Origin of the sequence: Mediterraneibacter sp. 210702-DFI.3.120 (assembly GCF_020561005.1) — a bacterium.
GTDB classification, from domain to species: domain Bacteria; phylum Bacillota; class Clostridia; order Lachnospirales; family Lachnospiraceae; genus Mediterraneibacter; species Mediterraneibacter faecis.
This window is the reverse complement of the sequence record NZ_JAJCNG010000001.1, coordinates 236,631-255,755: the sequence shown is the minus strand read 5'-3', so window position 1 is coordinate 255,755 and position 19,125 is coordinate 236,631. Positions and strand designations below refer to the sequence as shown.

18 protein-coding genes are annotated in these 19,125 nt (G+C 42.8%); 17 read left to right on the top strand and 1 reads right to left on the bottom strand.

From position 1 onward, the window contains the following. Window positions 1–100 precede the first annotated feature (100 nt). The 12 genes from LI162_RS01305 to smpB all read left to right on the top strand — a co-directional run bounded on the left by LI162_RS01305 (window position 101) and on the right by smpB (window position 14,301). A complete protein-coding gene (locus tag LI162_RS01305; RefSeq protein WP_227155530.1) occupies window positions 101–1,897 on the top strand; it encodes an L-fucose isomerase in 1,797 nt (598 codons plus the stop codon). A 140-nt stretch (window positions 1,898–2,037) separates the two neighbouring features. Then, complete coding sequence (locus LI162_RS01300; protein ID WP_334290420.1) at window positions 2,038–3,507, top strand: rhamnulokinase; 1,470 nt, start codon at window positions 2,038–2,040, stop codon at window positions 3,505–3,507. A gap of 191 nt (window positions 3,508–3,698) precedes the next feature. Then, on the top strand, window positions 3,699–4,700 hold the full coding sequence (locus tag LI162_RS01295; protein ID WP_015528361.1) for a LacI family DNA-binding transcriptional regulator: 1,002 nt from the start codon (window positions 3,699–3,701) through the stop codon (window positions 4,698–4,700). 310 nt (window positions 4,701–5,010) lie between these two features. Continuing rightward, complete coding sequence (locus tag LI162_RS01290; RefSeq protein ID WP_227155528.1) at window positions 5,011–5,988, top strand: ABC transporter permease; 978 nt, start codon at window positions 5,011–5,013, stop codon at window positions 5,986–5,988. 78 nt (window positions 5,989–6,066) lie between these two features. Further along, on the top strand, window positions 6,067–7,563 hold the full coding sequence (locus LI162_RS01285; protein WP_227155526.1) for a sugar ABC transporter ATP-binding protein: 1,497 nt from the start codon (window positions 6,067–6,069) through the stop codon (window positions 7,561–7,563). Between the two features lie 14 nt (window positions 7,564–7,577). Further along, complete coding sequence (locus LI162_RS01280) at window positions 7,578–8,582, top strand: ABC transporter permease (protein WP_015528359.1); 1,005 nt, start codon at window positions 7,578–7,580, stop codon at window positions 8,580–8,582. Between the two features lie 343 nt (window positions 8,583–8,925). Then, entirely contained in the window at window positions 8,926–10,041 is a 1,116-nt protein-coding gene (locus LI162_RS01275; RefSeq protein WP_015528358.1) for a substrate-binding domain-containing protein, read from the top strand. Window positions 10,042–10,150: 109 nt separating this feature from the next. Beyond that, entirely contained in the window at window positions 10,151–10,591 is a 441-nt protein-coding gene (locus LI162_RS01270; RefSeq protein WP_020436394.1) for an RbsD/FucU family protein, read from the top strand. Window positions 10,592–10,621: 30 nt separating this feature from the next. Next, entirely contained in the window at window positions 10,622–11,065 is a 444-nt protein-coding gene (locus LI162_RS01265; RefSeq protein WP_015528356.1) for a hypothetical protein, read from the top strand. A 130-nt stretch (window positions 11,066–11,195) separates the two neighbouring features. Continuing rightward, window positions 11,196–11,438 (top strand): preprotein translocase subunit SecG, encoded by a 243-nt coding sequence (secG, locus tag LI162_RS01260; protein ID WP_015528355.1) that lies wholly within the window; start codon window positions 11,196–11,198, stop codon window positions 11,436–11,438. Between the two features lie 238 nt (window positions 11,439–11,676). Then, window positions 11,677–13,788, top strand: coding sequence for a ribonuclease R (gene rnr / locus LI162_RS01255; RefSeq protein ID WP_227155577.1), 2,112 nt, complete (start codon window positions 11,677–11,679; stop codon window positions 13,786–13,788). A gap of 48 nt (window positions 13,789–13,836) precedes the next feature. Next, window positions 13,837–14,301 carry an SsrA-binding protein SmpB gene (smpB, locus tag LI162_RS01250; RefSeq protein WP_118177703.1) on the top strand — a complete coding sequence of 155 codons (465 nt, stop codon included), beginning with the start codon at window positions 13,837–13,839 and terminating at the stop codon, window positions 14,299–14,301. A 37-nt stretch (window positions 14,302–14,338) separates the two neighbouring features. On the opposite strand, the gene LI162_RS01245 is transcribed toward smpB, so the two are convergent. Continuing rightward, window positions 14,339–14,929 (bottom strand): HAD family hydrolase, encoded by a 591-nt coding sequence (locus LI162_RS01245; protein WP_215639957.1) that lies wholly within the window; start codon window positions 14,927–14,929, stop codon window positions 14,339–14,341. A 290-nt stretch (window positions 14,930–15,219) separates the two neighbouring features. Between LI162_RS01245 and LI162_RS01240 the strand changes: the two genes are divergently transcribed. The 5 genes from LI162_RS01240 (at window position 15,220) to fabG (ending at window position 19,107) form a co-directional block, all read left to right on the top strand. Continuing rightward, complete coding sequence (locus LI162_RS01240) at window positions 15,220–16,167, top strand: beta-ketoacyl-ACP synthase III (RefSeq protein ID WP_055146219.1); 948 nt, start codon at window positions 15,220–15,222, stop codon at window positions 16,165–16,167. A gap of 23 nt (window positions 16,168–16,190) precedes the next feature. Continuing rightward, on the top strand, window positions 16,191–16,415 hold the full coding sequence (locus tag LI162_RS01235) for an acyl carrier protein (RefSeq protein WP_081016846.1): 225 nt from the start codon (window positions 16,191–16,193) through the stop codon (window positions 16,413–16,415). Between the two features lie 79 nt (window positions 16,416–16,494). Next, window positions 16,495–17,451 (top strand): enoyl-[acyl-carrier-protein] reductase FabK, encoded by a 957-nt coding sequence (gene fabK / locus LI162_RS01230; protein WP_334300958.1) that lies wholly within the window; start codon window positions 16,495–16,497, stop codon window positions 17,449–17,451. After that, window positions 17,444–18,364 carry an ACP S-malonyltransferase gene (gene fabD, locus LI162_RS01225; protein ID WP_227155522.1) on the top strand — a complete coding sequence of 307 codons (921 nt, stop codon included), beginning with the start codon at window positions 17,444–17,446 and terminating at the stop codon, window positions 18,362–18,364. The genes fabK and fabD overlap by 8 nt, the downstream gene beginning before the upstream one ends. Further along, window positions 18,358–19,107: a 3-oxoacyl-[acyl-carrier-protein] reductase gene (gene fabG / locus LI162_RS01220; RefSeq protein WP_054751492.1), complete on the top strand. Its 750-nt coding sequence runs from the start codon at window positions 18,358–18,360 to the stop codon at window positions 19,105–19,107. Before fabD ends, fabG begins: the two co-directional genes overlap by 7 nt. Window positions 19,108–19,125: the final 18 nt, after the last annotated feature.

Here is a 19,125-nt window from a genome sequence, read left to right as displayed (position 1 = left end):
AAGACAAAAAGAAAGGAAAGAACTATAATGATACTCAAAGAAGCGGTTCTGCGAAGGAAGATAAGCAGAGCAAGGCAAACAATTAAGGAGGAATGTAATTATGGCAGAAAGAAGATTAGTAGGATCTTATCCAGTAATTGGTATCAGACCGACAATCGATGGACGTAGAGGAGCTCTTGACGTAAGAGGATCTCTTGAAGAGCAGACAATGAACATGGCAAAATCAGCAGCAAAACTGTTTGAGGAGAACTTAAGATATTCAAATGGTGAGCCGGTTAAAGTTGTTATCGCTGACACAACAATCGGACGTGTAGGTGAGAGTGCTGCTTGTGCTGATAAGTTCAGAAGAGAAGGCGTAGATATCACAGTTACAGTTACACCTTGCTGGTGCTACGGAGCTGAGACAATGGATATGGATCCACAGACAATCAAAGCTGTATGGGGATTCAACGGAACAGAGAGACCGGGAGCTGTATACCTTGCATCTGTTCTTGCTACACATGCACAGAAGGGACTTCCAGCATTCGGAATTTACGGACATGACGTTCAGGAAGCTGACGACACAACAATTCCGGAAGACGTTAAAGAGAAACTTCTTAGATTCGGACGTGCAGCTGTTGCAGCAGCATCCATGAGAGGAACATCTTACCTTCAGATCGGATCTGTTACAATGGGTATCGGCGGATCTATCATCGATTCCGATTTCATCGAGTCTTACCTTGGAATGCGTGTAGAGTCTGTTGATGAGGTAGAAATCATCCGTCGTATGTCAGAAGAGATCTATGACAAGGCTGAGTACGAAAAAGCTCTTAAATGGGCAAAAGAGACTTGTAAGATCGGTTGGGATAAGAACCCAGAAGAGCTTCAGGCTTCTCCAGAGGAGAAAGAAGAGCAGTTCGAGTTCGTTGTTAAGATGGCAGTTATCATCAAAGACCTTATGAACGGAAACAAGAATCTTGACGAGAAATTCTCAGAGGAAGCAATCGGACACAACGCTCTGGCAGCTGGATTCCAGGGACAGAGACAGTGGACAGACTTCTATCCGAACGGAGACTTCGCAGAGGCAGTTCTGAATACATCTTTCGACTGGAACGGAGCTCGTGAGCCATACATCCTTGCTACAGAGAACGACGTTCTCAACGGACTTGGAATGATGTTCATGAAACTTCTTACAGGACGTGCTCAGATCTTCGCTGATGTTCGTACATACTGGAGCCCAGAGGCAGTTAAGAAAGCTACAGGATATGACCTCGAGGGTGTTGCTAAAGAGAACGGTGGATTCCTTCACCTGATCAACTCTGGAGCAGCTTGTCTTGATGCATCTGGTGTTGCTAAAGACGAGAATGGTAACGGCGTTATGAAAGAATGGTGGAACGTTACAGAAGAAGACCAGAAAGCAATCATGGATGCTACAGAGTGGTGCATGGCTGACAACGGATACTTCCGTGGAGGCGGATACTCAAGCCGTTACGAGACACGTGCTCAGATGCCAGCTACAATGATCCGTCTTAACCTTGTAAAAGGCCTTGGACCGGTTCTTCAGATTGCAGAAGGATGGACACTTGAACTTCCGGAAGAAGTATCTGATAAGCTTTGGAAACGTACAGACTACACATGGCCATGTACATGGTTTGCTCCAAGATGTGATGGTAAAGAGGGAGCATTCAAGACAGCTTATGATGTAATGAACAACTGGGGAGCTAACCACGGTGCTATCTCCTATGGACACATCGGAGCTGACCTGATCACAATGTGTTCAATGCTTCGTATTCCAGTATCTATGCACAACGTACCGGAGAAAGATATCTACCGTCCGGCAGCATGGAATGCATTTGGAATGGATAAAGAAGGCGCTGACTTCAGAGCTTGTAAGAACTACGGACCACTTTATAAATAAGATGGAGTCCTTTTGTCAGGAAATGTAAAAAGACTGTAAATACAGTTTCGATACAGAGCTAGAACAAAGAATGCGGGGGGTCTGCCTATGCAGGGCCCCCGCTTTAATACCGACTAAAAGAGTATTAAGAAAAGAGGAAGATTATGGAGAAAAAAGTATTAGCATTTGACTTTGGTGCTTCAGGCGGAAGAGCAATGTGCGGAACTTTTGATGGTGACAAGATCAGCATTGAAGAACTTCACCGTTTTTCTAACGATCCGGTTATTTTGAATGGATCAATGTACTGGGATGTACTGAGATTATTTTTTGAGATCAAACAGGGTCTGATCAAAGCAAAGAAATGTGGAAAGATCGAAAGTATCGGTATCGACACATGGGGAGTTGATTTTGGACTGATCGACGAGGAAGGAAGACTTCTTGAGAACCCTGTACATTACCGTGATGCACGTACAGAAGGAATGATCGAAGAAAGTTTCAAACTGATCGATAAAGAGAAATTCTACCAGATCACAGGAAATCAGTTCATGGATCTCAATACAGCATTCCAGCTCCTTTCTCTTGTAAAGACAAGAAAAGAGCTTCTTGAGAAAGCTGACAAGATGATTTTGATGCCAGACCTTTTCAACTACTTCCTTACAGGGGAGAAAAAAGCTGAGTATTCTATCGCTTCTACAACACAGCTTCTTGATGCGAAAAAGGGTGAGTGGTCAGACGAAGTGATCGAAGCACTGGGAATTCCGAAACATATTTTCCCGGAAATCGTACCTACAGGTACAAAGATCGGCACTCTTACAGATGAAATCTGTACAGAGCTTGGTCTGGATAAGATTGATGTTATGGCTGTTGCGGGACATGATACGCAGAGCGCACTTGTATCTGTACCAACATCAGAAGAAGATTTTATCTTCCTGAGTTGTGGAACATGGTCACTGCTTGGAACAGAGCTTGCAGAACCTATTATCAATGAGAAATCTGAGCATTACAACATCACGAATGAAGGTGGATATGGAAGAAAGATTTCCTTCCTTAAGAATATCATTGGATTGTGGTGTATTCAGGAAAGCCGTCGTCAGTGGATCCGCGAAGGAAATGAGTACGGATTTGGCGAGCTTGAGATTATGGCAAAAGAAGCTCCGGCACTTCAGAGCTTTATTGATCCGGATGCACCGGAATTCACACCTGCCGGAGATATTCCGACAAGAATCCGTGAATTCTGCAAGAAGACAGGACAGCCTGTTCCGGAAACAGTCGGAGAAGTTGTTCGTTGCATCAACCAGAGTCTTGCAATGAAATATCGTCATGCGATGGAAGAGATTAAAGAGTGTACAGGTAAAGATTATAAGACAGTCTACATGGTAGGCGGTGGAACACAGAGTGCTCTTCTTTGCCAGTTCACAGCAAATGCATGTGGATGCAGAGTAAGTGCAGGTCCGATCGAGGCGACTGTTCTCGGAAATATTGCACTGCAGCTCATGGCTTCCGGAGATATCAAATCTATCGAAGAAGCAAGAGAAATTATCAAACGTTCTCAGGACATCAAGATCTACGAGCCACAGGACAAAGAAGCATGGGACGAAGCATACGAGAGATTTAAGAAAATTTTAGTATAGTGCTTTGAACTAAGGGGGAATGGGTTGCCAGTCGCACATCGTGTGAACAGTAACATTATGGCTGGCAACGTAATAAAAAAGAATTCTTCAGAAACACTTGACTGTCAATCTGCTGTATGATTTAATGGAATAAGCAGTTGAGTTGGGCAAAATGCATAACGGTTCGCTAATTGGTCTGGGAGGAGAAGATTATGGCTGCTACTATTCGCGATATCAAGAAAAGGACAGGATTGTCCCTTGCAACGATATCGAAGTATTTGAATGGCGGTAATGTATTGCCGGAAAATCGTATCTTGATTGAGGAGGCAATCAACGAACTGCATTATGAAGTGAACGAGCTCGCAAGAGGGCTTGTTACCCACAAGACAAAGACGATTGGAGTTCTGGTTTATGATATACAGTGTCTTTTTGTAGGAAGTATGCTGCATTATCTGGGAATGGAACTTCATAAAAAGGGATATGGAATGTTGATCTGTGATTCCTGCAATGACGAGAAGCTACAGAAAGAAAATCTGCAGTTTCTTCTTAGCAGGAAAGTAGATGGAATATTGGTATTTGCTGTAGGTATGCATGGAAAGTTTCTTCATGCTGCGAAAAAAGCAAATGTTCCGGTTGTTCTGGTTGACAGATCATTCCAGGATGAAGAATATGATTGCGTTGAGGTTGATAACCGGACAGCAATCTATCGTGCAACGAATAAATTAATTGAGAACCATCACAAGAAAATAGCTGTGATTGCCTCTAATATTGAATATACCGGAAGGGAACGTGTGAAAGGATATTCTGATGCGATGAACCAGGCAGGACTGGAGATTCCAAAGGAATACTGTAAGCTGGGAGGGCATTCTTTTGAACATGGGTACAGAGGAATGAAAGAACTTTTGGAGCTTGAAGACCGTCCGACCGGTGTGATCTTAGGAAACTATAACACCATGCTTGGTGGAATTATGGCATTGAACGAATCAGGACTCTCCTGTCCGCAAGATGTCTCGCTCATCGGAGTGGATAATCTTCCGATGACCCAGGTGCTGCGCCCTAAATTATGGCTGATTGTCCAGCCAATGGAAACGATGTGCGAGAAGGCTGTAGCTATGCTCCTGGAGCGAGTAAATGGAGAGCAAAACGGTATGCCGGTAAAAATTAGTTTCAGTACCTCTGTAAGAGAGGGAGACTCAATACGAGACCTTGGATAGTGCATAAGCAAAATGCACAGAAAAGCGTGGGTTTTGTTGTGAAAATGGATAAAAATATAGTGAAAACAAACAAAAACGAACCGTTTCGCCCTAAAAACGGTGGGGAATCTTGACAAAACGTGGAAACAAAGCTATAATTTATTCATGTATCAAAGGTGTGCGGGGAAATCGAAAACACACTTTGAAAAACAAAAAATCTTAAAGCTTTGAAAGCGAACCGTTACGCTGAGGTTAAGAGGAATGGGGGTATCGTAAGAGTTAATCGACAATCCAGTCAACACCAGCAAAGTAAAAGATGGGAGGAAGAAAATTGGAAAAAATTAAACAAAATCCTTTTGTAAAAAAGGTAGGATTTAACAGAATTGTTTTGTGCTGTGTCCTTCTTCTGATGTACGGACTTTTCTGTGCACTGACCGGAGGAAGCTTCGCAGGAATGAACCGAATCATGAGCGCACTCAATTATGCTTATTTCCTTGGATTTTTATCACTGGGTGTTACATTTGTAATTGCTACAGGACAGATCGACTTCTCTATTGGACCGGTTATGTTCTGTTGTGCACTTATCTCAGGTTATACACTGACAACACATGGAATTTCCATGCCGGTTGCAATCCTGATCAGTATCCTTGTGGGATTTGCTTTTGGTCTCTTTAATGGATACCTGGTAGCTTACTGGTCAGTACCTTCATTCATCACTTCAATGGCAAGTATGAATATTGCAAAAGGTCTTGCGTCAGTTTACACAAAGACACAGTCAGTCAGCTGGCCGCAGGCAGCAGATCCGGACAACGGATGGTTCAGAAATCTTGTAAGATATAACGGGGTCCCGGTTGGACTTGTTATTCTTCTGGTAGTTGCAGTTGTCTGTGCGATTATCCTGAACAAGACAAGAATCGGACGTTACATCCTTTGCCTTGGTAGTAACAAAGAAGCTGTTAGACTTTCAGGTGTAGATGTTAAGAAATGGGAAATGCTTGCATTCATTATCTGTGGAGTTCTCGTTGGAATGGGCGCTATCTTCTATGTATCTGCATATACAACAGTACAGCCTGGTTATGGAGATCAGTACAACAACGAAGCAATCGCCGGATGTGTAATGGGTGGTACATCCATGGCAGGTGGACTTGCATCCATCAGCGGTACAATCATTGGTGTATTTATCATCGCTCTTCTTCAGGAAGGAATTCTGGCTCTTGGCTTTACAAAAGATTATCAGCTTATCATTACAGGTGTTATTGTTATCGTCGCAGTATTCAGTGACGTACTTGCAAGACGCAGAAAGAACTAATTTCTCTTCTATATTAAGAGATCAGCTTTATGAATGATGAACGAAATGTTTGATTGAAAGAAAGGCAAGGGTAATAAAATGGGCGAAGTTATATTGGAAATGAAAGGGATTGATAAATCTTTCCCAGGTGTTCACGCACTTGACCATGTAGATCTTGAGATCAGAAAAGGCGAAGTTCTTGCTCTTATGGGAGAGAACGGTGCCGGTAAATCTACTCTGATGAAAGTTCTTACAGGTATTTATACAAAAGATTCTGGAACAATTACATATGAAGGAAAAGAAGTAGAGTTCCACAGCGCACGTGAAGCACAGGATAACGGTGTTATCATCGTACACCAGGAGCTGAACATGCTTGGTCATCTGACAGTTGCTCAGAACATCTTCATCGGAAGAGAGTTCAAGAAGGGTATCAAGATTGATGACAAGAAGATGAACGAAGAAGCACAGAAACTGTTCGACAGAATGAACGTTGATATTGATCCGAGAGAGACAATGTCAAAACTTACAGTAGGTAAGCAGCAGATGTGTGAGATCGCAAAAGCTATTTCACATGATGCAAAGATCATCATCTTTGACGAGCCATCAGCAGCTCTGACAGAGACAGAGATCGAGCAGTTGTTCAAGATCATCCGTGACCTGAGAAGTCAGGGAATGGGAATTGTTTATATCTCCCACCGTATGGATGAGATTAAAGTGATCACAGACCGTGTTACAGTCATGAGAGATGGTACTTATGTTGGAACATTGATCACAAAAGAAAGTACAAAAGACGACATCATCAACATGATGGTTGGACGTGTTATTTACGAAGATCCGAAGGAGAAGAATATGACACCTCCGGGAGCACCGGTAGTTCTTAAAGTTGATCACCTGAACGCTGGTAAGATGGTACAGGATGTAAGCTTCGAACTTCACAAAGGTGAGATCCTTGGATTCTCCGGACTGATGGGAGCTGGACGTACAGAGACAGCCAGAGCACTCTTTGGAGCTGACCCGATCGACAGCGGTGATATTTATATCAACGGTAAGAAGGTTACAATCAAGAGCCCACAGGATGCTGTTAAGTGCGGTATCGGTTATCTGTCAGAGGACAGAAAGAGATATGGTATTGTTGTACAGAAATCAGTTGCTGAGAATACAACAATGGCAACACTTGAAAAGTTCATGAGTGGTCCTTTTATCGATAAGAAGAAAGAGAACAAGATTGCTCAGGAATATGTTGAGCAGCTTGCAACAAAGACTCCTGGTACAGATCAGCTGGTAGTTAATCTGTCAGGTGGTAACCAGCAGAAAGTCGTTATTGCAAAATGGCTGACAAGAGACTGTGACATCCTTATCTTCGATGAGCCTACAAGAGGTATCGACGTTGGAGCTAAGAATGAGATTTACAAGCTGATGAATCAGCTGGCAGCAGAAGGAAAAGCCATTATTATGATTTCCTCCGAGATGACAGAGATCCTTCGTATGAGTGACAGAATCGTTGTTATGTGCGAAGGTAAGAAGACAGGTGAGCTGGATATTTCCGAAGCTACACAGGAAAATATCATGAACATGGCTACACGTGAGATTGAGTAGGGAGGGAAAAAGTAATGGCAAATAATACAACAAAGAAGGCCGGCTCTAATAAGTCATTTATTGACAGAATGGGAGGACAGAAATTCATCGTCCTGCTCGTTGTTATTGCACTGTTTATCTTCTTCTGTGCAATGAGCCCGAACTTCAGAAAATATACAACATTTATTAACATTCTGGACTTCTCCTATTATATTGTCCTGATGGCAATTGGAGTAGCCTTTCCACTGATGACAGGTGGTGTTGACCTGTCAATCGGTACTGGACTTGTATGTTATTCACTCGTTGGTGGATATCTGATCGTTCACAAAGGAATGCCTACAATCGTTGGTATCCTTGCAGCAATTATTCTTGGAATGCTGATTGGTGTTCTGAATGGTGTACTGGTAGCAATCATGGACCTGCCGGCATTCCTGGCAACACTTTGTACTTGTATGATTACTCGTGGACTTGGTTCCATTATCGTAGGTGGATTCGGAATCTCATGGCCGGCAGCAGCAGCACCGGGTGGATGGTTCAGAAGTATCTTCAAGATTCAGTCTGGCGGACAGAATATCCCGATCGGTTTCTTATGGGTAATTCTTCTGGTTGTTGTTATGACATTTGTACTGAATCATACAAGAATTGGACGTTATACACTTGCAATCGGAAGTAACAAAGAAGCAACAAGACTTTCCGGAGTTAATGTAAGATTCTATCATATTGCAGCATATGTAATCTGTGGATTCTTCGCAGGACTTGCTTCTATCGCATACTCCGCTATCTTCGCTACAGTTCAGCCAGGAAGTGGTGCTGGATTCGAGCTTGAGGCTATCGGTGGAGCAATCATCGGTGGTGTATCCATGACAGGTGGTGTAGGAAGCATCACAGGAACACTGTTTGGTGTATTCGTTATCTGTCTTCTGAAGACTGGTCTTCCATTCATCGGACTGACAGCTAACTGGCAGCAGATCATTACAGGATTTGTCCTGATCGCAGCCGTACTTGTTGATATTCTTAAGAGAAAAGCAGGAAAAGAGTAATTTTTTTCACTTAAATTTAGAATTTGTGAAAAATCACGAAAAAGCAATAATTAATTGCAAAACCATTGGTAATGTGTTATATTATTAATGTGTGCGGATAGATAGCGGCGGGGAAACATGCTGAAAAAAAGCGTGAAAAAGAAAGCTGTTACTATAGAAGCTAAACGAAACAGACTGTATAAAGAGTTTTCGGACAAAGAAGCCTGGGCAAACTACTTCTGCAGAGCGATTTAAGAAATGCACGAAAGAGGCTCTGCCAGAGAGGCCTGGCATTAGGGAGAGGAAAACTGGAAGAAAACTCAGACAAGCAGTCACAAATTTATTTTGTCAGGAGGACATAATTATGAAAAAGAAAGTTTTAGCAGTTTTACTTGGTGGATGTATGGTAGTTGGAATGCTCGCAGGATGTGGATCCAAGGCAGATGACACTAAGAAAGCAGATGGCGACACTAAGACAGATGGATCAGGAGATTCCAAGGGATATCATTTCGAAGTTGTTGTAAAGAGCTTCCAGTCTTCATACTGGCAGGCAGCTGTACAGGGAATCAATCAGGCTTGTGATGAGCTCGGTGTTACAGCTAACACAACAGGACCGAACGCAGAGTCCGATATCGCTGACCAGGTTAACATGCTGAACAACGCAATCAACAAAAATCCAGACGGAATCGCTCTTGCAGCTTGTGACCAGAACTCAGTTCTTGATTCACTGCAGTCAGCACTTGACAAGAAGATTCCGGTTGTATGTTTCGACTCAGGTGTTCCGGACGCTCCAGAAGGATCTGTATACGCAACAGTTGTAACAGACAACGAGCAGGCTGGTGGAATCGCAGCAGAGCATATTTATGAAGCAATCAAAGACAGAATCGGAAACGGACAGGTTCGTGTTGGTGAAGTTAACCAGGATGCAACATCTGCTAACATTTCTGAGCGTGGTATGGGATTCATCAACAAGTTCATCGAGCTTGCTAAAGCTGATGGAAAGACAGTAGCAGTTGTAGGAAATGACTTCTATGTAAACCAGGTAAAAGACAATGGCGATCAGGCATCTGCTGACGTAGTTCTCGAAGTTGCAGTTCCGGCACAGACAACAGTTGAGCTGTGTGCTACAGAGGCTTCTAACATCATGAACAAAGACGATACAATCGCTATGTTCGGATCAAACCAGGTATCTGCAGAGGGTGTTCTCACAGCTAACCAGAACCTGAACAAACTTGGAACAGATGATGATAAGATCGTTGCAGCTGGATTCGATGCTGGATCAGTTATCAAAGCCGCTGTTAAAGATGGTACATTACTTGGTGCTGTTACACAGTCTCCTCTGATGCAGGGTAAAATCTCCATCGAGACTCTTGCTAAGATCTGTGATGGTGAGTCTGTAGAAGACGTTACAACAGATGGTTACTGGTATGATTCTACAAACATGGATGATGAGGATATCTCTCCAAACCTGTATGACTAATTCATATCTGTAAAGAGAAGCTGAATTATTAAAGTGAAAAGAAAGGAATCGGGAAATTCCCGGTTCCTTTTTTAAAATAATATGTTATTATATCAAGGAGGAAGATAATATGTTAAAAGGAATTCCAAAAATTTTATCACCAGAACTGTTGAAAGTACTTGCTGAGATGGGACACAGTGACAGACTGGTCATCTCTGATGGAAACTTTCCGGCTGAATCAATGGGAAAAGACGCGATTGTGATCCGTTGCGACGGACACGGAGTACCGGAGATTCTTGATGCGATTCTTCAGGTGTTTCCTCTGGACAGCTATGTGGAGCATCCGGTAAATCTTATGGAAGTTATGCCTGGAGATACAGTGGAGACACCAATCTGGGATACATATAAAGAGATTATCCGTAAATATGATGACAGAGGTGATGCTGTTGTTGGAAACATTGAGCGTTTTGCATTCTATGATGAAGCTAAGACAGCTTATGCAATCATTGCAACAGGTGAATCAGCACTTTATGCGAATGTAATGCTTCAGAAGGGTGTTGTAACAGACTAGTCACATTTTTTAACGTAATGGAGGAACAATATGCTTGATCATGTAGAAAAAATATTTGCAGATATGAAGCCGATGATGAAAAAGTTGAAGAAGGCTTCTTATAAAGTAAATATGGAGGCTTTTATAGAGAATCATGGACATTATTTCCGTGAGATGACAGAATATACGGAGAATGCTTCTGATAAAGAGACGGCAGCCAAAGAGCTTGCAGTAGACTTTACAGATAAGGTTTATGATGCATATGTTTCTCCGAAAAAAGGAAAAATAGACAGTGCAATTCAGACAGATCTGAACTTCTTTATGATCTATTATGTATTTCCGGCAATTCTTTTGACAGAGCATGACGATGCAAAACTGATCGCAGATCATCTCTGCAGCAGATGGGGAGAAAAGTTTAAGAACAGTAAGATTCAGTATACAGATTATGATTCCCTATATGTTTCATTCCGTGAGAAGATATTTGGAATCTTTTAATACTTGCAAATCAACCTTACTTGTGATAGAATAATTAAGATTCATGTAATGGCATGAGAAGATTTTAGAAGCTATATTTTTATGGTTTAATAAGTGTGCTGTTACCTTAGTGTGTAGGAGGTCATAGAAGATGGACATTTTGAAGATTGTTTTATACATTATCTTTGTTATAGACTGTATCGCATTATCAGCGATTATTCTTTTGCAGGAAGGAAAGTCAGCCGGATTGGGAACAATTGGCGGTATGGCGGATACTTATTGGGGACAGAACAAGGGACGTTCTATGGAAGGTGCACTTGTAAAGTCTACAAAGTTTCTTGCTATCCTTTTCCTGGTGCTTGCAGTAGTACTGAACCTTAAGGTTTTTAATTAATAACAGATGATGAAGTAAGTATAAGACATTCTATAATAAGACTATAGAATGTCTTTTTTTACTTTAAGTAGTGATGAAAGGTTACTGTTCACTCCCGTGTCAATCACTCCGCTGATTGACACGGAGGATGCAAGTTTTGACTTGAATGCATCTCGCCCCATCGCCAAAGGCGATTTAAAATGGCGAGATGCGTTGCTGGTCGCACATCGTGTGAACAGTAACGATGAAAGGAAACGGAATGGATCAGACATTTGAAAAGAGAAAAAAAGTGATTTATGACTTTATTTGTGATGATTTTTATATCCCAATGAAAGTCAAAGAGATTGCGACGGTTCTTCAGGTATCGAAAGAACAGAGAAGAGAGCTTCAGGAAGTGTTGGATGCGCTCGTTGAAGAAGGAAAGATTACACTTTCTAAAAGAGGAAAATACAGTAAAGGGCAGACGAAGCGTATCACAGGAACCTTCCAGGCGAATATCCGTGGATTTGGATTTGTTATGCTAGAGGGTGAAGATGAGGATATCTTTATTCCGGGAGAGAATGTGAACGGTGCATTCCAGGGAGATGAAGTGGAATGTATTATCACAGGTGCGCCGGGCGGTAAGAGAAAAGAAGGAAAAATCGTAAGAATCGTGTCGCATCAGGTGAAGAAGATTGTCGGATTGTATGAGAAGAGTAAGAGTTTTGGATTTGTACGTCCGGATAATCAGAGATATCTGAAAGATATTTATATTCCGGCCGGAAAAGAGATGGGTGCCATGGACGGTCATAAGGTTGTGGTAGAACTGACATCTTATGGACAGGAACATGCTAAGCCGGAAGGAAAGATTGTTGAGATCATCGGTCATGTGAATGATCCGGGAGCAGATATTTTATCTATTGTAAAGGATTATGATCTTCCTACAGAATTTCCGGAGAAGGTATTGAATCAGGCGGTTCGTGTTGGAAAAGATGTATCAGAAGCAGATTGTGCAGGAAGATTGGATTTACGTGACTGGCAGATGGTTACGATCGACGGTGAAGATGCGAAGGATCTGGATGATGCGGTTTCTCTGACAATGAAGGATGAGAATTATCAGCTGGGAGTTCATATTGCGGATGTTACCAATTATGTACAGGAGAAAAGTGCTCTGGATCGAGAAGCACTGAAGCGTGGGACGAGTGTTTATCTTGCTGACCGTGTCATACCGATGCTGCCGCATGTGTTGTCGAATGGCATCTGTTCTCTGAATGCAGGGGAAGACCGTCTGGCATTATCCTGTATTATGACAGTGTCTCCAAAGGGCGAGGTGATCAATCATCAGATCGCGGAGACTGTGATCCGGGTAGACAAGCGTATGAGTTATACAGGTGTATCTAAGGTGCTGGCAGAAGAACCGGAAGCACTGGAAGAAGATAAGGATTTTGTTCCGATGATTCAGAAGATGCAGGAACTTTCAACGATTCTCAGAGAACGTCGTGGCAAGAGAGGTTCGATTGATTTTGATTTTCCAGAGACAAAGATTGAATTGGATGAGAAGGGGAAACCAATTAATATCAAACCTTATGAGAGAAACAGTGCAACGAAGATCATCGAAGATTTTATGCTTCTTGCCAATGAGACAGTGGCAGAAGAATATTTTTGGAGAGAGGTTCCATTTCTCTACAGAACGCATGAAGTTCCAGATGAAGAGAAGATAAAGAAACTGAGTACATTTATCAATAATTTCGGTTATCATATTCATGTGCATGATGAAGTAAAGCCAAAGGAGATTCAGAAACTTCTTAGTCAGGTGGAAGGAACCCCGGAAGAAGCTCTGATTAGCAGACTTACATTACGCTCCATGTGCCAGGCAAAATACACAACAGATAATACAGGACACTTTGGACTGGCAGCGAAGTATTATACACATTTCACTTCTCCGATCCGCCGTTATCCGGATCTCCAGATTCACAGAATCATTAAGGAGAACCTGCGCGGACGATTGAATGAGAATCGTATAGAACATTATGACAAGATCCTCCCGGAAGTAGCGAAGCAGTGTAGTGACAGAGAACGACTGGCAGAAGAGACAGAACGTGAAGTTGTGAAGATGAAAAAAGCAGAGTATATGCGCATGCATATTGGAGAAGAGTACGAAGGTGTCATTTCCGGTGTTACAAAATGGGGAATCTATGTAGAACTTCCGAATACAGTGGAAGGTCTTGTTCATGTTGTGGATCTGCGGGACGATCATTATAATTTTATAGAGCAGACATATGAAATGGTCGGAGAGCATACAGGAAAGACATATAAACTTGGTGAAAAGGTGCGTGTCCGCGTAAGTGATGCAGATAAGCTGCTCCGAACGATTAATTTCGAGCTGGCATAATACTTGCAGGAGTGCGGTTAAAATAGATGAGTTAGAGGTTGGAATCAGATGGCAAAGACAGAGAAAAAACTTATTGCGAATAATAAAAAAGCATATCATGATTATTTTATTCTTGAGAAATACGAAGCAGGACTTGTGCTGCATGGCACAGAAGTAAAGTCTCTTCGTATGGGAAAGTGTAGTATTAAAGAAGCATTTATCCGTGTGGAAGACGGGGAGATGTATATCTATGGTATGCATATCAGTCCTTATGAGAAGGGGAATATCTTTAACAAAGATCCGCTTCGTGTGAGAAAGCTGCTTCTTCATAAGAAGGAGATACTGAAAATATTTGGTAAGATGAAAGAACAGGGAATTACAGTTGTTCCGCTGCAGGTTTATTTCAGCGGAAGTCTTGTAAAGATTGAGATTGGACTTGCCAAAGGTAAGAAATTATATGACAAGCGTGAGACGATCGCAAAGAAAGATCAGAAGCGTGAAGTACAGAGAGAATTCAAAGCGTTCAATCGATAAAGGATTGAGGCAGGAGCGAATAGAAAAAGCAATTGGATCAGAAACCAATTGCTTTTTTTACTTCATTGATATCGCCAGTAAATACAAGTCCACCCATTCCGGCTTCTTTTGCTGCATTGATGTTTGGCTCAAGATCATCAATAAAGAAACATTCTTCTGCCTTTAAATCAAATTTCCTGAGAAAATGACTGTAGATTTCAGGAGACGGCTTTGCAAGTCTGATCGGTCCGGAAAATAAGATTCCGTCAAACTGAGAAAGAAGTTCACTTCCTTCATAGTATTCTGCAAAATAGGTTGGAGCATTAGACAGCAGATAGATTGGTATATTGCGCTCTTTTAATTCATGGATAAATGTAATGGTATCCGGAAGTAAAGTAGTGCAGCGTGGCCATTCTTTTGCAAACCGGCGGATGCAGTCCTTCAAATGTTCCGGAACCTGATCGATGACTTCATTTATGTAACTATCATAATCAAGTGTGCCGGCGTCAAGTTCTGCCCAGCGTTTATAAACGATTTCGGATAAATAATCCAGTTCTTCTTCATATGGGCAGAATTCTGAGAGGATCGCTTTTCCATCAAAACGTCCGATGACATTTCCAAAGTCAAAAACAATATTCTTGTATTTCATGACAAATTTCCTTTCTGAACAGTTACGTTTATTTTATTATACTGCGCAGAAAAGACAGATTCAAATAAAATATGCATTGCTGTTCACACGGGAGTGAACAGTAACATCGTGCGAACAGTAACTAATAGACAAAAAGAGAAAATCTGTCTAAAAATTATCTTGACATCTATTTTATTTATGATATACTTTGATAGTCAAAGTATTTAAAGGTCAAAACAATTATGGTTCAGATCTGGAAAGAATCATACTGTGAAGAGTGACAATTATTTTGACAGAGTTGGAGAAGAGATATGATAGGAAGAATATGCGGGACAGGATCGTACATACCGTCCCATCGAATGGACAACGTGGAATTGTCCTCTCTGGTCGACACAAGTGATGAATGGATCCGGGAACGCACAGGAATTCAAAGCCGACATCTCGCAAAACAGGAGACGGTATCTTTTATGGCTGCAAAAGCAGCAGAAGAAGCTCTTGCAGACAGCGGGCTGAAAGCAGAAGAGATTGACCTGATCCTTGTAGCGACGTCTTCTTCAGAAACAGTATTTCCGAATACTTCCTGTGAAGTGCAGAAAGCAATCGGTGCAGTTCATGCATGGGGATACGATCTGAATGCAGCCTGTTCGGGATTTATTCTTGCGTTGAATACGGCGCAGTCTTATATCCGTTCGGGTCTTGTTAAGACTGCACTGGTGATCGGTGCAGAGAAGATGAGCAGAATTGTAGACTGGAAAGACCGAGGAACTTGCATTTTATTCGGAGACGGTGCAGGTGCAGTGGTTCTCCGGGGAGAAGAAAGTGAAAGTGCGGAAGCCGTCTATGCGGCCATGGCACATTCGGCAGGAGACAAAGGAGAGGCATTGACCTTACAATATGGAACAGAAGAAACGCCGGTAATTCGGATGGATGGACAGGCAGTTTTTAAGTTCGCTGTGAGAAAAGTACCGGAAATCATCGAAGAAATGTTGAAAAAAGCAGATGTTTCAAGAGAAGATGTGGATTACTTTGTTTTGCATCAGGCAAACAGAAGAATCATTGAAGCGGCTGCAAAGAGGGTTGGCGTAGAAATTGAGAAGTTCCCAATGAATCTTGGTGAATATGCGAATACGTCGGCGGCGTCAGTTCCAATCCTTTTAAATGAAATGAATCGGGATGGAAAGCTGAAAAGAGGTCAGAAAATTATACTTGCCGGATTCGGGGCAGGACTTACATGGGCAGGATGCCTGATGGAATGGTAAATTCAAGAAAGGAAAACAAAATCATGTTAGAAAAAGTAAAAGAAATCGTAGCAGAGTCATTAAACGTAGAGGAAAGCACATTAAGTGAGACAACATCTTTCAAAGAGGATCTTGGAGCAGATTCCCTGGATCTTTTTGAGATGGTAATGGCATTTGAGGAAGCTTTTGAAGTAGAGATCCCATCTGAAGATCTGGAGCAGATCACAACAGTGGGTGACGTTGTAAAATATATCGAATCACACAAGTAAAAGTATAGAACTAGTAGAAAACGAAGCATTTCGGTTCCTTTTCGGCAGCCGATCCGAGAGAACCGTTGATAGAGAAGTGATCAAGAAGGGAGTTCTTATGAGAACGAGAATAACAGAATTACTTGGAATTGAGTACCCGATCATTCAGGGCGGTATGGCATGGGTTGCGGAATATCATCTGGCGGCAGCAGTTTCAAATGCCGGTGGACTTGGACTGATCGGAACAGCAAGTGCACCGGCCGAGTGGGTCAGAGAACAGATCCGTGAGGCAAAGAAGCTGACAGATAAGCCGTTTGGAATCAATATTATGATGATCAGTCCTTATGCAGATGAAGTTGCAAAGGTGGCTGTTGAAGAAGGTGTCGCAGTTGTCACGACAGGTGCAGGATCTCCGGAAAAATATGTAAAGATGTGGAAGGAAGCCGGAATCAAAGTGATCCCTGTAGTTGCTTCTGTAGCGATGGCGAAGAGAATGCAGCGTTGTGGAGCAGATGCTCTGGTGGCAGAAGGAACAGAAGCAGGCGGACACATCGGTGAGAATACAACGATGGTTCTCGTTCCGCAGCTTGTAGATGCAGTTGAAATCCCGGTGATCGCAGCCGGAGGAATTGCAGATGGAAGAGGAATTGCAGCGGCATTTATGCTCGGAGCAGAGGGTGTCCAGATTGGAACACGTTTTGTTGTGACAGAAGAAGCACAGGTGCATGAGAATTATAAAGAATGCATTTTGAAAGCAAGGGATATTGATTCTCGTGTGACAGGAAGATCTACAGGTCATCCGGTTCGTGCTCTTCGTAATAAAATGACGAAAGAGTATCTTGAGAAAGAACAGGCAGGAGCAACATTCGAAGAACTTGAACATCTGACACTAGGAGGACTCAGGAGAGCTGTTGTTGATGGAGATGTTCAGAGCGGAAGCGTGATGGCAGGGCAGATCGCAGGTATGATCAAGGAGAAGCTTACCTGTCAGGAAGTGATTCAGAAGCTGGTCTCACAGACAGATGAACTGATCGGAGGAAAAGGATTCTATGAGTAAGATCGCATTTATTTTCCCGGGACAGGGAGCACAGAAAGCCGGAATGGGAAAAGATTTCTATGAAAACAGTAAGACGGCAGCAGAGGTGATCGACCGTGCAAGTGAACTGCTTGGACTGGATATGAAAGCACTCTGTTTTGAAGAAAATGATCTTCTGGATCAGACAGAATATACACAGGCAGCACTTGTGACTGTCTGTATGGCAATGGAGAAGGTATTAAGAGAACGGGGACTCGCCCCGGATGTCACAGCAGGCTTAAGCCTGGGTGAATATTGTGCGATTGCTTCAGCAGGAGGAATGAGCACAGAAAATGCAATCACAACAGTAAGAAAACGCGGTATTCTGATGCAGAATGCAGTACCGGGTGGTCAGGGAGCCATGGCAGCGGTTCTTGGACTGGATGCCGGAAAGATTGAGGAAGTGCTGGCAGATCGAAGTGGTGTAATGATCGCCAACTACAATTGTCCGGGACAGATTGTGATTACAGGATGGAAGGAAGATGTGGAACAGGCAGCAGATGCACTGAAGGAAGCCGGAGCAAAGAGAGTCCTTCCGCTTAATGTCAGTGGACCGTTCCATTCTTCCCTTCTGGAGCAGGCCGGAGAAGAGCTTGGAAAAGAACTGGAACAGGTAGATTTTTCTGATCTCCAGATCCCATATGTGACGAATGTGACAGCAGAATATGTAACTGATATTACAAAGACAAAAGAACTGCTCGCACGTCAGGTAGCATCTTCCGTACGATGGCAGCAGAGTATGGAACTTCTGATCGCGGACGGTGTAGATACATTTGTCGAGATCGGGCCTGGAAGAACACTGGCTGGTTTCTTGAGAAAGATAAACTGTGAGGTGAAAGTGTATAACGTCGGAACCTGGGAAGACGTAGATAAGGTGGTAAATGAATTATGTTAGACAGACTGACAGGGAAAGTTGCGGTAGTGACAGGTGCTTCCAGAGGAATCGGAAGAGCGATCGCGCTGCGTCTGGCACAGGAGGGCGCAGCAGTAGTGATCAATTATAATGGATCGAAAGAGCGCGCGCAGGAAGTGAAAACAGAGATTGAATCTGCAGGCGGAACAGCACAGATCATGCAGTGTGATGTGGCAGATGCAGCATCTTGTGATGAGATGTTTCAGACAATCATTAAAGAATTCGGAAGAATAGATATCCTTGTGAACAATGCGGGAATTACAAGAGACGGACTGCTTATGAAGATGGCAGAAGAGGATTTTGATGCTGTGATCGATACGAATCTGAAAGGGACTTTCCATTGTATCCGTGCAGTCTCAAGACAGATGCTGCGTCAGAGATCCGGAAGAATTATTAACCTGTCTTCTGTATCAGGAGTTCTTGGAAATGCAGGACAGGCTAATTATTCTGCATCAAAGGCTGGAGTGATTGGACTCACAAAGAGTGCGGCAAGAGAACTGGCTTCCAGAGGAATTACCGTAAATGCGATTGCTCCGGGATTTATTAACACAGAGATGACAGAAGTACTTTCAGAGAAGGTGAAAGAAGGAGCAACAGCCCAGATCCCTCTTGGAAAGTTTGGAGAGACAGAAGATATTGCGAATGCGGCGGCATTTCTTGCTTCTGATGAAGCACGTTATATCACAGGCCAGACGCTGCATGTCGACGGCGGAATGGCGATGTAAGAATAGAAGGAGTAGGAA

Excerpts from the sequence above, each read along its gene's own strand:
- LI162_RS01235 (WP_081016846.1), top strand. The coding sequence starts at position 16,191 with ATGTTAGAAAAAGTAAAAGAAATCGTAGCAGAGTCATTAAACGTAGAG.
- smpB (WP_118177703.1), top strand. The coding sequence starts at position 13,837 with ATGGCAAAGACAGAGAAAAAACTTATTGCGAATAATAAAAAAGCATAT.
- LI162_RS01305 (WP_227155530.1), top strand. The coding sequence starts at position 101 with ATGGCAGAAAGAAGATTAGTAGGATCTTATCCAGTAATTGGTATCAGA.
- LI162_RS01295 (WP_015528361.1), top strand. The coding sequence starts at position 3,699 with ATGGCTGCTACTATTCGCGATATCAAGAAAAGGACAGGATTGTCCCTT.
- LI162_RS01265 (WP_015528356.1), top strand. The coding sequence starts at position 10,622 with ATGCTTGATCATGTAGAAAAAATATTTGCAGATATGAAGCCGATGATG.
- fabG (WP_054751492.1), top strand. The coding sequence starts at position 18,358 with ATGTTAGACAGACTGACAGGGAAAGTTGCGGTAGTGACAGGTGCTTCC.
- LI162_RS01240 (WP_055146219.1), top strand. The coding sequence starts at position 15,220 with ATGATAGGAAGAATATGCGGGACAGGATCGTACATACCGTCCCATCGA.
- LI162_RS01270 (WP_020436394.1), top strand. The coding sequence starts at position 10,151 with ATGTTAAAAGGAATTCCAAAAATTTTATCACCAGAACTGTTGAAAGTA.
- LI162_RS01275 (WP_015528358.1), top strand. The coding sequence starts at position 8,926 with ATGAAAAAGAAAGTTTTAGCAGTTTTACTTGGTGGATGTATGGTAGTT.
- rnr (WP_227155577.1), top strand. The coding sequence starts at position 11,677 with ATGGATCAGACATTTGAAAAGAGAAAAAAAGTGATTTATGACTTTATT.
- secG (WP_015528355.1), top strand. The coding sequence starts at position 11,196 with ATGGACATTTTGAAGATTGTTTTATACATTATCTTTGTTATAGACTGT.
- LI162_RS01245 (WP_215639957.1), bottom strand. The coding sequence starts at position 14,929 with ATGAAATACAAGAATATTGTTTTTGACTTTGGAAATGTCATCGGACGT.
- LI162_RS01280 (WP_015528359.1), top strand. The coding sequence starts at position 7,578 with ATGGCAAATAATACAACAAAGAAGGCCGGCTCTAATAAGTCATTTATT.
- fabD (WP_227155522.1), top strand. The coding sequence starts at position 17,444 with ATGAGTAAGATCGCATTTATTTTCCCGGGACAGGGAGCACAGAAAGCC.
- LI162_RS01285 (WP_227155526.1), top strand. The coding sequence starts at position 6,067 with ATGGGCGAAGTTATATTGGAAATGAAAGGGATTGATAAATCTTTCCCA.